Origin of the sequence: Pelomonas sp. Root1217 (assembly GCF_001425705.1) — a bacterium.
GTDB lineage: Bacteria > Pseudomonadota > Gammaproteobacteria > Burkholderiales > Burkholderiaceae_C > Pelomonas.
Genome location: NZ_LMDC01000028.1, coordinates 921,554 through 934,222 on the forward strand (window position 1 = coordinate 921,554; position 12,669 = coordinate 934,222).

Genomic DNA, 12,669 nt, shown 5'->3' on the forward strand with positions numbered 1-12,669 from the left:
GCAAGGGGTCAGAAAACGAGCGTGGCCCAGGCAGGATCGGCCGCGCGAAGGGCGTATTGGACCGCACCGCCGTGATGCCGGCCGGCAGGGACCAGATCGGCCAGTGCCAAGCCCTGGGCTGCGAGGGCGTCGGAGCAGGCAAAAAAGCGTGCTCCGTGGTCGATGGCGTCCTGCATCCAGGCAGCAATCGTCTTGTCGAAATGCTCGGACGCACACGAGGCTTCGGCCACGCCGGGCTTGAGCAGCAGCACGGCGCGCGCCGAGAAATAGACCTCGACCTGCAACTCCAGCGCTGCGGCCGCGGCCGCATGCGCAAAGGGTGTGGCCAGGCGCACCGGGTCGTCGGGGTCGGCGGCCCAGAGCAGGATGGCGAGGCCGGTTCGGGACTTCAGCTCAGCTGGTTCAGCCATGCCCACTCCTGCATCGCCTTGCGGATCGCGTCCTCACCGATGGCGAGCCTGCCCTTCTCGGCGTCGAGATTCGACGGCTCAAGCTCGACCAGCCAGCCGGCGTCATAGGGTGATTGATGCACCAGCTCCGGCCGCTCTTCCAGCACCCCGTTGACCTTGATGACCCGGCCCGACAGCGGCGACTTCACCGACACGATGGACTTGGCCAGCTCGACGACGCCGATGGAGCGGCCCTGCTCCACCTCGCTGCCGACCGGCTTGGGGCGGCACATGTAGATGTCGCCCGAGGCCTTGAGGCCCAGCGCCGTGATGCCGATGCGCACATGGCCGCCGGGCAGCGGTTCGGCCCAGGTCTGGTCGTCGACCCAGTACCAGAGCGCCTCGGGCATTTCGGCGCCGGCGATCAGCATGGCCAGGCCTCATGGCGGAAAGAGGAGGGAGTCGAACCCACCCAGCGGCGCGTGGCGCCACCCACCGGGTTTGAAGCCCGGCCGACACACCGGTGTCGTTCTCTTTCCATCAAATTGTGGACTCCGCGAACAGCGCGCTGTCCGCGCGGAGCCGATGTTCATCGCCCACGCGGCGCAGCAGGCCGACGCGGTCGAAATGTTCCAGATGCTGGATGGCCCGCTTGCGGCCGAGGCCTGTGGCGTCGCGAAAGGCCGCTGCGGTGACCGTGCCCTGCGCGGCGCCGATGGCGCGCGCGATGCCGGCGAGCCGCGTCATCGTCGCGGTGTCGCAGTAGAGGTCCTTCACCACCTGGTGCAGCTCGCCCTGCTGGGCCAGCCGCGCCAGCGTGGCGCGCATCAGCGGCTCGGGCTCGGTGCAGTCCCTGGCGAGGTCGCGGGCCCAGGCGCCCTCGGCACCTGCTGCAGCCAGCCGGGGCGCAATCTTCTGCGCGATGCGCTCCTCGGTGGCCGACAGCTGCACGCCGTGCTCGGGCAGGTGCACGAAGGCGCCGCGCTGAGCGATGCGGCCACTGCCGCGCAGCTCGGCCAGCAACTGGCGCCACAGGGCCTCGGCGATGCGGGGCGCGACGAGGCGGCGCAGACGGGCGGCGTCGGGACCGAGTTCGTCGGGCGATTTCAAGTGGAAGTCGGCCAGCGTGGTGAGCAGCTTGCTCGTCAACGTCGCACGGGTCTCGGTGCCCAGGGCCCAGCCGTCCAGCGGCTCGGCGAGGCCCTCGGCCTGCGCAAAGCGGGCCAGGTCCAGTCCCAGCGACGACAGCGCCACCAGCCGCTCGCGGCGTTGCTCGGCGGTGGGCAGCTCGCAGGCCGCGAGTTCGGCAAGCCGCTCGGGGGTGCGGCGGTAGCGCGCGGGCGCGAAGGGATCGAGCACGATGCCGCCGGCGATGGTGCGGCTGGCGCCGGCATCGCGCAGCACGAGGCGGTCGCCGCGCCAGGCACCGACCGGCAGGTGGCAGACGAGCTGCACGCGCGCCGTGCCGCCGGGCGCTATAGCCTCGCCGTCCAGCACCGCCACGCTGGCCATGACGGCCTGGGCGCCGAGGTGCAGGTGCACGCGCGTGCCCGAGCGCAGCGGTTTGGCCTCGCCGGGCCAGACCGTCAGCCGCGCGTCGAGGCGTTCGGTCGCCAGGGCCACGGCCGGTGCGGTCAGCCACTGGCCGCGCGGCGCCTGCTCCCTGGCAAGGCCGGCCAGCGCGACGGCGCAGCGCTGGCCCGCCCGGGCGCGCTCGACGGCGCGATTCTGGGCGTGCAGGCTGCGGACCCGCGCACGGTGGCCCCGGATGAGGAGCTCGTCGCCAACGGCGATCTCGCCAGCGTGCAGGGTGCCGGTGACGACGGTGCCGACACCGTCGAGGCTGAAGGCGCGGTCGACGGCGAGACGGGCGGCGAGGTGCTGGGAGGCGCGAGGAGGCAATTGGCGGGCGGCGTTGAACAGCAGCTCGCGCAGCTCGCCCAGGCCCAGGCCGGTGGGCGCGGACACCGCAAGGATGGGCGCGGCATCCAGGCCCGTACCGGCGAGCAGCGCCCTCACCTCCTCCTGCAGCGCGGCAACGCGTCCTGGCTCGGCGCGGTCAGCCTTGGTGATCACGACGGCACCACGCGTCAGGCCCAGCAGACTGAGCACGGCCAGGTGCTCGCGCGTCTGCGGCATGACGCCGTCGTCGGCCGCAACCAGCAGCAATGCGAAGTCGATGCCGCTGGCACCGGCCAGCATGGTGTGCACCAGCTTCTCGTGCCCGGGGACGTCGATGAAGCCAATCCTTTCGGCGCAAGCCGGCGACGGGCCGCCCCTAGCCGGCGGCACCCCCTCGGGGGGCGGCGGCGTACTCGCCGCCTGGGGGCCCCATGTATCGGGGACATCGAGATAGGCATAGCCCAGCTCGATGCTGATGCCGCGCGCCTTCTCCTCGGGCAAGCGGTCGGTGTCCACACCCGTCAGCGCACGCACGAGCGTGGTCTTGCCGTGGTCGATGTGGCCGGCGGTGCCCACGATCATAGCAATCCCTTCACGACAGGGCCTCCTTCAACACGGTCAGCTGCGAGGTCAGCAGCGCGGGCTCTTCGAGGCAGCGCAGGTCCAGCAGCAGCCGGTTGTCTTGCACGCGGCCGATGACCGGGCGCGGGAGCCCGCGCAAAGCGGTGGCCAGGGCTTCCAGCGTGCGGCCCCGGCCGTCGACAGCAGTGATCGCGAGGCCGGCGGAGGGCAGGCGCTCGACAGGCAGCGAGCCTGAGCCGATCTGGCTTTGCAGCGCCAACGCCTCGACGGTGAAGCGCGGCGCGACAGCGGCGGCGATCTCGGGCAGCAGGCGTTGGGCCAGCGCGGCGATCTGGTCCTGAGGCCTCGTCAACAGGCGCAGTGTCGGCAGGTCCCGCGCCAGCCTTTCGGGCCGCAGATAGAGCCGCAGCGTAGCCTCCAGCGCCGCGAGGGGCAGCTTGGACAGGCGCAGCGCGCGCTTCATCGGGTACTTGCGGATCCTGCCGACCGCCGCGCGGCTGCCGACGATGAGGCCGGCCTGCGGGCCGCCCAGCAGCTTGTCACCGCTGAAGGTGACGACATCGCAGCCCGCCGCGAGCATACCCTGGGGCAGCGGCTCGGCGGGCAGGCCATAGGCGGCCAGGTCGACCAGCGCGCCGCTGCCGAGGTCGGTCATCAGCGGCAGGCCGGCAGCATGCGCGATGGGGGCGAGCGTGGCCTCGTCCACGGCGGCCGTGAAACCCTGGACCTGGTAGTTGCTGGTGTGGACCTTAACGATCAGCCCGGTGCGGGGCGTGATGGCCTGCTCGTAGTCGCGCGGATGGGTGCGGTTGGTCGTGCCCACCTCCACCAGCGTCGCGCCGGCCGCGCTCATGACGTCGGGCATGCGGAAGGCGCCGCCGATCTCGACCAGCTCGCCGCGCGACACGATGGCCTCTTTGCCCCGCGCCAGCGCCGCGATGCCCAGCAGCACGGCGGCGGCGTTGTTGTTGACGACGGTGGCCGCCTCGGCACCGGTCAGCTCGCACAGCAGGCCTTCGATCAGCTCGTCGCGGTCGCCGCGGCCACCCGCGGCAAGGTCGAACTCGAGGTTGTTGGGCGAACCCATCAGCGCCAGCACCTGCTGCAGCGCAGCGTCGGCCAGCAGGGAGCGGCCGAGGTTGGTGTGGATGACGGTGCCGGTCAGGTTGAGCACGGCGCGCATGGCGGGCTGCATGCGCGCCTGCACGCGGGCGGCGAGCGCGGCGGGCAGGCCGTCCAGGTCCGAACGGGTCAGCGCGCCGGCCAGGGCCTGGGTGCGCAGCGCGTCCAGCAGCGCCCTCGCCTCCTTGGCGACCAGCGTGTGGCCATGCTCGGCCACCAGCGGCGCGGCTTCGCGCAGCAATCTGTCCAGGGCCGGGAGGTCTTTTGGACTTGCCTTGGAACCGTGGACCACGGATTCGTCGGGCGCAGCCATCAGTGCTCTCGTCCTGGCGGCGGTGCCTCGTCCGGCTCGCCGAGCAGGAGCAACAGGTTGACGCCATGCGGATGCAAGCCGGCTTCGCCGACCAGCAGGTCCAGCGTCAGGCTGGCGAGGTCGTCGGCGACGGGCTCGACGCCGTTGTCGCGGGCCGGGTGCATCAGCTTCAGGTAGTGAACGCACTCGCTGCAGCACTCGGCCTGCACGACGGCGCCGGTGGTGGTCGAGGCGCCGTCGGCCGCGACCAGGCTTTGCAGCGAGATGCCCTTGGTGCTCTGGCAGTGCGTGCACTTGATGCGCACGTAATGCCATTGCGTGGCGCACAGGCCGCAGGCGAGGTAGCGCGCGCCCTCGGCGCCCAGGCGTTCCACAGAAGCGACGGGGTGCGACCCGCAGCAGGGGCACAGCGTGGGATCGTCGGTGCGGCCGAAAGGCGGCACGGGCGCGTCGGCGTGCTCGGCAAAGGTCTGCCGCACCAGGCGCGTGAAATGCAGTTGCAGACCGGCGGCGATCAGCGGCGCACTGGCCAGGTCAAGCCCCAGCATGACGCCAGACAGCAGCCGGCCGGCCTGGGTCTCCAGGTCCTCGTCGCTGGCGGCGGCGAGCTGCAACGCGGCCGCCTTGGCGAGGCCGTCAGGCAGGCGGCGGGCAAGATCGGTCAACAAGGCGCGCAGCGAGTCGCGCCAGATGGGCGCGCGCGGCCAGGTTTCGGCCGGCAGCAGCGGCGCGCCGGCACGCGCAGCAGCGTCGATGTCGTCCCGCGTGGGCAGGGGCACCGCGACCTTGGCCGACAGCGCGCGGTGCTGGGCGTCGGCCAGTTCGGCGACGAAGCGCAGGAAGTCGCCCATGGCATGCCCGTCGGCCAGCGCGCGCAGGCGCAGGGCGCGGTCGGCAAACACGCCGGGCTCGGGCAGGTGCAGAAAGCTCAGTTGCTCGCCGGCGCGAACGGCGATCTCTTCCGGGCTGAGGATCTTCTGGGAGCTACCGACGGTCATTGGTCATTTCGCGATGCCACAGCGCGTGATTCTGGCGCGCCCAGCCCTCGGTCACCGTGCCGCGCGTCATGGCGCGCAGCGAGCCCCTGATCCAGATGGCGGCGTAGACGTGCACGATGACGGTCAGGATCAGCACCGTGGCCGACAGCGCATGCAGCACGACGGCGATGCGCCGCGCCAGGATGGGGAAGCTGTCGGCGAACCAGGGCTGCCAGAAGATGAAGCCGGTCAGCACCAGCACGAGCAGGCTGGCGGCCATGAGCCAGAACACCAGCTTCTGGCCGCCGTTGTAGCGCCCCACGGGCGGCATGTGGCTCTTGTCGCCGCGCAGCATGTCGCCGCTGTGCCTCATCCATTCCTTGTCCGCCTCAGTCATGCGGTTGTGCCGCCACAGCTTCATGAACATGACGATGAAGCACAGCGCCATCACAAGGCCCATGAAAGGATGCAGGATGCGTGCCCAGGTGCCGCCGCCGAACAGCGCGGTCAGGAAGTAGAAGGCCGGGTGGAAGAAGGCCAGGCCCGAGAGGCCGGCGCCGAGGAAGAACAGCACGATCAACCAGTGGTTGGTGCGGTCGCCAGCGCTGTAGCGCTGCAGAAGGCGGGCTGCCATGGTGCGCTCCTGTCAGGCGGTAGGGTGGTCGGCATCGTCCCGAGCGACGTTGCGATCCGCTTCGGGGTCGTCCGGGTCTTCGATGGGGCCGACGCGCGTGTAGTGGAAGAAGCCGGCGATGACAGCGCCGATCATGGCCGCAACAGCCAGCGGCTTGGCCGCGCCCTTCCACAGCCATACCAGCGGGCTGATCTTCGGGTCCTTGGGCAGGCCGCTGTAGAGCTCGGGCTGGTCGGCATGCTGCAGCACATAGACGACGTGGGTGCCGCCGACGCCCGGCGGGTCGTACACGCCCGCGTTCGCGTAGCCGCGCTCCTTCAGGTCGACGACGCGTTCGGCGCCGTAGTCCAGCATGTCCTCCTTGGTGCCGAAGCGGATGGCGCCGGTCGGGCAGGCCTTGGCGCAGGCCGGCTCCAGGCCGACGCCGACGCGGTCGGAACACAGGCTGCACTTGTAGGCCTTGCTGTCGACCTTGCTGATGCGCGGCACGTCGAAGGGGCAGCCCGTCACGCAGTTGCCGCAGCCGATGCAGTGCTCGGAGATGAAGTCGACGATGCCGTTGGTGTACTTGACGATGGCGCCGGGCGCCGGACAGCTCTTCAGGCAGCCCGGGTCCTCGCAGTGCATGCAGCCGTCCTTGCGGATCAGCCATTCCAGCTTGTCTTTCTCGACCTCCACTTCCGAGAAACGCATGACCGTCCAGCTCTGCGGCGTCAGGTCGCGTGGATTGTCGTAGGTGCCGTGGTTGTCGCCGACCTCGTCGCGCAGGTCGTTCCACTGCATGCAGGCCACCTGGCAGGCCTTGCAGCCGATGCAGGAGGACACGTCGATGAGCTTGGCGACCTCGGCGACGTGGCGGCGCGCCACGGGCGGCTGCGTGGTGGTGGCGGAGCGCTTGGCGATGTCGAGTGATTGGAGTGAAGACATGTGCGCTCCTTATGCCTTCTCGAGATTGACCGTGAAACTCTTGAACTCCGGCGTCTGCGTGTTCGCGTCGCCCACGAAGGGCGTCAGCGTGTTCACCAGATAGCCGGGCTTGGCCACCCCTACAAAGCCCCAGTGGTTGGGCAGGCCCACCGTGTGCACGCGCTTGCCGTCCACGTCCAGCGAGACGATGCGCTTGGTGACCACAGCCACGGCCTTGATGAAGCCGCGGTTGCTGCTCACCTTGACCCAGTCGCCGTTGGCGACGCCCTTTTCCTTGGCCAGCTCCTCACCGATCTCGACGAACTGCTGCGGCTGCAGCACGGCCGACGTCAGCACGTTCTTGGTCCAGTAGTGGAAGTGCTCGGTCAGCCGGTAGCTGGTGGCCACGTAGGGGAAGTCCTTGGGCGTGCCGAAGGCCTCCATGTCGCCCTTGAAGACGCGTGCGGCCGGGTTGGACTTGGCCTTGGCGTTCTGCGGATGCATGGGGTTGTTGGCCAGCGGCGTCTCGAAGGGCTCGTAGTGCTCCGGCAGCGGGCCGTCCACCAGGCCGGTGGGTGCAAACAGCCGTGCCACGCCCTCGGAAGTCATGATGAAGGGCCGCACTGCGTCGGCATCGGTCGGGTTGGCGTCGAGCCGGATGTCGGGCACGTCGGAGCCGCCCCAGCGTTCACCGTTCCAGGCCATCAGCCGGCGCTTGGGGTTCCAGGGCTTGCCGGTCGGGTCGCAGGACGCCGCGTTGTAGAGCACACGCCGATTGGCCGGCCAGGCCCAGGCCCAGTTCAGCGTCTGGCCGATGCCATAGGGGTCAGCGTTGTCGCGCCGGGCCATCTGGTTGCCGGCCTGCGTCCAGGCGCCGGCATAGATCCAGCAGCCGCTGGAGGTGCTGCCGTCGTCGCGCAGCAGGCCGAAGCCGCTGAGCTGCTCGCCCGCCTTGGCCAGCACCTTGGTCGCGTCCTTGGGGTCGGTCACGTCGGCCAGCGCCTTGCCGTTGTATTCCTTGGCCAGCTCCTCGGCCGAGGGGTTGGTGGGCTGCAGATAGGGCCAGCTCAGGTTGACGATGGGGTCGGGGAAGGCGCCGCCCTCCTTCACGTAGGCCGCCTTCATGCGCATGAACAGCTGCGCAATGATCTCGGGATCGCCCTTGGCCTCGCCCGGCGGCTCGGCGCCCTTCCAGTGCCATTGCAGCCAGCGGCCGGAATTGGTCAGCGAGCCGTCCTCCTCGGCGAAGCAGGTGCTGGGGAAGCGGAACACCGTCGTCTGGATGTCCTCGCTCTTGACGTCGTTGTGCTCGCCGTGGTTCTTCCAGAACTCGGCGGTCTCGGTGTTGAGCGGGTCGATGACGACGAGGAACTTCAGCTTGGACAGGCCGCCGATGATCTTCTTCTTGTTGGGGAAGCTGCCGACCGGGTTGAAGCCCTGGCAGATGTAGCCGTTGAGCTTGCCCTGGCCCATCAGCTCGAAGGTCTGCAGCACGTCGTAGCCCTTGTCCCACTTGGGCAGGTAGTGGAAGGCCCAGTCGTTCTCGGCCGTGGCGGCCTTGCCCCACCATGCCTTTTGCTGGCTCACGAAGAACTTGGGGTAGTTCTGCCAGAAGCTCATCTGGCCGGGGCGCAGTGGTTTGAGTGCGCGGGTCTTGTAGTAGGTCTCGAGGTCCTGCTCGGCGTCGCGGGCCAGGCTCATATAGCCCGTCAACGAGGTGGACAGCAGGCCCAGGTCGGTCAGGCCCTGGATGTTGGAGTGGCCGCGCAGCGCATTCATGCCGCCGCCGGGCAGGCCGATGTTGCCCAGCAGCAGCTGCATGATGGCGCCGGTGCGGATCATCTGCGAGCCCTGGCTGTGCTGTGTCCAGCCCAGGGCGTACATGATGGTCATGACCTTGTTGGGCCTGGACGTCTCCGCGATCATTTCGCAGACCTTCAGGAACTTGTCCTTGGGCGTGCCGGTGATCTTGCTGACCTGCTCGGGCGAGTAGCGCGAGTAATGCGCCTTCATGATGTTGAGCACGCAGCGCGGGTGCTCCAGCGTCGGGTCGACCTTGGCGAAGCCCTTGTCGTCGAGCTCGTAGCCCCAGCTCTTGTTGTCGTAGCGGCGCTTGGCCTCGTCGTAGCCGCTGAAGATGCCGGCCTCGAACTTGTAGTCCTCACCGACGATGAAGCTGGCGTTGGTGTAGGCCTTGACGTACTCGGTCTGGATCTTGTTGTTGGTCAGCAGGTAGTTGATGACCCCGCCCAGGAAGGCGATGTCAGAGCCCGCGCGGATGGGCGCGTAGTAGTCGCTCATGGCGGCCGAGCGCGTGAAGCGCGGGTCCACGACGATGAGCTTGGCCTTGTTGTGGTGCTTGGCCTCGATGACCCACTTGAAACCACACGGGTGGGCCTCGGCGGCATTGCCGCCCATGATGAGTACCAGGTCTGCGTTCTTGATGTCCACCCAGTGGTTGGTCATCGCGCCGCGGCCAAACGTCGGGGCCAGACTGGCCACCGTCGGGCCGTGTCAAACACGTGCCTGGTTGTCGAATGCGAGCATCCCCATCGAGCGCATCGCCTTGTGGGTGATGTAGCCCGCTTCGTTGGAGGATGCGGAGGCGCAGAGCATGCCGGTGGTCAGCCAGCGGTTCACCGTCTTGCCGTCGGCGTTCTGGGCGACGAAGTTCGCGTCGCGGTCGGCCTTCATCAGCTTGACAAGGCGGTCCATGGCCTCATCCCAGCCAACGCGCTTCCATTCCTTGCTGCCCGGTTCGCGGATCTCGGGGTGCTTGAGCCGGTTGGGGCTGTGCACGAAGTCCAGCAGGCCGGCGCCCTTGGGGCACAGCGTGCCACGGTTGACCGGGTGGTCGGGGTCGCCCTCGATGTGGATGATGGACGACGTGACGTTCTTCGCCTTGTCGCCCAACGAATACATGATGACGCCGCAGCCCACCGAGCAGTAGGGGCAGGTGTTGCGGGTCTCGGTTGCCCGGGCAAGCTTGAAGTTGCGCGCCTCGGCCAGGGCGGCCGTTGGCGAGAACCCCAGCGCTACCAGGCTGGACGCTGCCAGCCCCGCGCCGCTCACCCGGAAGAAAGCCCTCCGGTTCATGTCCATTCGGCTGTCTCCTGCGGGCAGGGCCCGCTCTTGTGCAGGAACGAATCACGCCAGCAGCCATCGTTGGCCACCGCACTGTGATTTCTTCACAAAGGAGGGCCCTTGTCCAGGCAGGGCAACCCTGGGGGACTGGATCAGTCGGGTATCAGGTCGACTTGGAAATCGAGATGCTCGGGAACTTGGCCGAGTAGTCCTTGCCTTGGGCGGCGATCTTGGCCGCGACCTTGCGGGCCAGCGCTTTGTAAAGACCGGCCACCTCGCCGTCCGGCTCGGCGGCGACGGTGGGCGTGCCGGAGTCGGCCTGGGCGCGGATGCTCATGGCCAGCGGCAGGGAGGCCAGCAGCTCGGTGCCGTACTGGGCCGCCATCTTCTGGCCGCCGTCGGCGCCGAAGATATGTTCGGCATGGCCGCAGTTGGAGCAGATATGCACGGCCATGTTCTCGACGATGCCCAGGATGGGGATGCCCACCTTCTCGAACATCTTCAGGCCCTTCTTGGCGTCGATCAGCGCGATGTCCTGCGGCGTCGTGACGATGACGGCGCCGGTGACGGGCACGCGCTGCGACAGGGTCAGCTGGATGTCGCCGGTGCCGGGCGGCAGGTCGATGACGAGGTAATCCAGCTCCTGCCAGCGGGTCTGGCGCAGCAGCTGCTCCAGCGCCTGCGTGGCCATGGGGCCGCGCCAGATCATGGCCTGGTCGTCCTCGACGAGAAAGCCGATGGAGTTGACCTGCAGCCCGTGCGCGATGTGGGGCTCCATGTTCTGGCCGTCCAGCGACTCGGGCCGGCCGCTGGCGCCCAGCATCAGCGGCTGGCTGGGGCCGTAAACGTCGGCATCCAGTACGCCCACGCGGGCGCCTTCGGCATGCAGGGCCAGGGCCAGGTTGGCGGCCGTCGTGCTCTTGCCCACGCCACCCTTGCCGGAGGCGACGGCGATGATGTTCTTCACGCCCGGCAGCAGCTGCACGCCGCGCTGCACCGCGTGAGCGACGACCTGGGTGGTGATGGCGACGCTGACATTGCCGACGCCCGCCAGTCCCTTGGCCGCGGCGATGACAGCCGCGCGCAGGGCCGCGTGCTGGCTGGCAGCCGGGTAACCCAGTTCGATGTCGACGCTGACATCCGCGCCATCCACCTTGATCGACCTGACCGCCTTGGCTTCACCCAGCGGGCGGCCGCTGCCGGGGTCCACCACGGCTTGCAGCAGAGGTTGCAGCTGGACATCGGAGATCGCGGTCATGGCAGGGAACAGTTCACGGCAAACGGGGCGAACAGTCTAGCCCGCAAGCGGTCTGCATCCAGTAGGCGGGCTTTGTGCGTAGAGTGAGGCGGCCCCGCATTGCCGCCGGAGATTCCATGCGCCGACCTGTTGTCTTGCTTGCCGCCGCCCTGCTGGGAACCTCGGCCCTTGCCCAGTCCGGCAAGCTGCTGTTGACCGGCGGCGTGTCCAGCATCGACGGCGCCGCCGGCGGCGGGCTGACGCCCTGGGCCGTGACCGGCAGCTATGCCACGGCCGGCGAAGTCGGCGCCACCGCCTTCATCACCCGCGCCAAGACCGGCAACTACGGCCTGCTGACCTATGGCGCGGCCATCGCCTTCCACGACCGCATCGAGGTCTCGCTGGCCAGGCAGGACTTCGACACCGAGAGCAACCTCGCTCCCCTCGGCCTGGACGGCCTGCACCTGAAGCAGGACATCCTCGGCGTGAAGATGCGCGTCATTGGCGACGCCGTGCTGGACAGCGACACGCTGATGCCGCAGATCGCCGTCGGCCTGGAGCACAAGAAGACCCACGCCGGCAACCTCGGCCCGACGCTGTTCGGGCCACTCGGCGCCAGGGATTCGGGCACGGACTTCTACGCCAGCGCCACCAAGCTCTTCCTGGCCGACGGCGTGCTCGTCAACCTGACCCTGCGCGCCACCAAGGCCAACCAGAATGGGCTGCTGGGCTTCGGCGGGGCCCAGGGCAAAGGCTACCGGCTGCAACCCGAGTTCTCGCTCGCCAAGCTGCTGGCCAAGAACCTGGCCGTCGGCGTCGAGTTCCGCGCCAAGCCGGACAACCTGAACCAGTCGGTGCTGGGCGCGGGCGCGCTGAAGGAAGACGACTGGAAGGACGTCTTCATCGCCTGGGCGCCGAACAAGCATGTCTCGCTGACCGCTGCCTGGGTGGACCTCGGCCGCATCGCGCCGGCCGTGCAGCCCAAGCGCCAGACCGGCAGCTATCTGTCCGCGCAGTTCACGCTCTGACCCGGAGTTCCCCATGGCCCGTGCCGTTCTTGCCTGCCTGCTGCTCAGCAGCGCCGCCGCGTTCGCGCAGACGCCACCGGCCAACGACAGCGTCTACCAGGCCTGGGGCGGCAAGGCAGGCATCCGCGCCGTCATGGACGAATTCGTGCCGCGCCTGTTGACCGACCCACGCACGGCGCCCTTCTTCAAGAACACCAACCGCGAAAATCTGGTGACCCAGTTGACCGATCAGCTCTGCCAGGAGGCCGGCGGCCCCTGCGTCTACGAGGGCGTGCCGATGAAGCTGGTGCACCAGGACCTGGACATCGGCCGGCGTGACTTCAATGCGCTGGTGGAGATCCTGCAGCAGGCCATGGATGCCAAGGGCATTCCCTTCAGCGCGCAGAACGGCATGCTGGCCAAGCTGGCGCCGATGCACCGCGAAATCGTCACCACGGTGACTGAAACGCAGCAACGTCAGTAAAGAATTCTTTCGTTAACCGCGGCGCCACAAGG

General features: G+C 68.7%; 11 protein-coding genes and 1 tRNA gene. 2 read left to right on the forward strand and 10 right to left on the reverse strand.

Annotated features, from left to right (window positions below; genetic code table 11):
- Positions 1-8: 8 nt before the first annotated feature.
- The 10 genes from ASC95_RS24290 to apbC form a co-directional block, all read right to left on the reverse strand.
- Positions 9-410: a DsrE family protein gene (locus ASC95_RS24290; RefSeq protein ID WP_057300498.1), complete on the reverse strand. Its 402-nt coding sequence runs from the start codon at positions 408-410 to the stop codon at positions 9-11.
- Positions 389-820: a glycine cleavage system protein H gene (locus ASC95_RS24295; protein WP_057300225.1), complete on the reverse strand. Its 432-nt coding sequence runs from the start codon at positions 818-820 to the stop codon at positions 389-391. The genes ASC95_RS24290 and ASC95_RS24295 overlap by 22 nt, the downstream gene beginning before the upstream one ends.
- Before the next feature lie 12 nt (positions 821-832).
- Positions 833-928 (reverse strand) — tRNA-Sec (locus tag ASC95_RS24300).
- Between the two features lies 1 nt (position 929).
- Positions 930-2,873: a selenocysteine-specific translation elongation factor gene (gene selB / locus ASC95_RS24305; protein WP_057300226.1), complete on the reverse strand. Its 1,944-nt coding sequence runs from the start codon at positions 2,871-2,873 to the stop codon at positions 930-932.
- 10 nt (positions 2,874-2,883) lie between these two features.
- Positions 2,884-4,308, reverse strand: coding sequence for an L-seryl-tRNA(Sec) selenium transferase (selA, locus tag ASC95_RS24310; protein WP_057300227.1), 1,425 nt, complete (start codon positions 4,306-4,308; stop codon positions 2,884-2,886).
- On the reverse strand, positions 4,308-5,306 hold the full coding sequence (gene fdhE, locus ASC95_RS24315) for a formate dehydrogenase accessory protein FdhE (RefSeq protein WP_057300228.1): 999 nt from the start codon (positions 5,304-5,306) through the stop codon (positions 4,308-4,310). The genes selA and fdhE overlap by 1 nt, the downstream gene beginning before the upstream one ends.
- Positions 5,293-5,919: a formate dehydrogenase subunit gamma gene (locus ASC95_RS24320; protein ID WP_057300229.1), complete on the reverse strand. Its 627-nt coding sequence runs from the start codon at positions 5,917-5,919 to the stop codon at positions 5,293-5,295. Before ASC95_RS24320 ends, fdhE begins: the two co-directional genes overlap by 14 nt.
- Before the next feature lie 12 nt (positions 5,920-5,931).
- Positions 5,932-6,846: a formate dehydrogenase subunit beta gene (fdxH, locus tag ASC95_RS24325; protein WP_057300230.1), complete on the reverse strand. Its 915-nt coding sequence runs from the start codon at positions 6,844-6,846 to the stop codon at positions 5,932-5,934.
- A 9-nt stretch (positions 6,847-6,855) separates the two neighbouring features.
- Positions 6,856-9,927 (reverse strand): formate dehydrogenase-N subunit alpha, encoded by a 3,072-nt coding sequence (fdnG, locus tag ASC95_RS24330; protein WP_157256482.1) that lies wholly within the window; start codon positions 9,925-9,927, stop codon positions 6,856-6,858.
- A 145-nt stretch (positions 9,928-10,072) separates the two neighbouring features.
- Entirely contained in the window at positions 10,073-11,167 is a 1,095-nt protein-coding gene (apbC, locus tag ASC95_RS24340; RefSeq protein WP_057300231.1) for an iron-sulfur cluster carrier protein ApbC, read from the reverse strand.
- A 116-nt stretch (positions 11,168-11,283) separates the two neighbouring features.
- Between apbC and ASC95_RS24345 the strand changes: the two genes are divergently transcribed.
- Complete coding sequence (locus tag ASC95_RS24345) at positions 11,284-12,174, forward strand: DUF3034 family protein (RefSeq protein ID WP_057300232.1); 891 nt, start codon at positions 11,284-11,286, stop codon at positions 12,172-12,174.
- A 13-nt stretch (positions 12,175-12,187) separates the two neighbouring features.
- Positions 12,188-12,637, forward strand: a complete 450-nt coding sequence (locus tag ASC95_RS24350) for a group 1 truncated hemoglobin (RefSeq protein WP_057300233.1) — start codon at positions 12,188-12,190, stop codon at positions 12,635-12,637.
- Positions 12,638-12,669 lie beyond the last annotated feature (32 nt).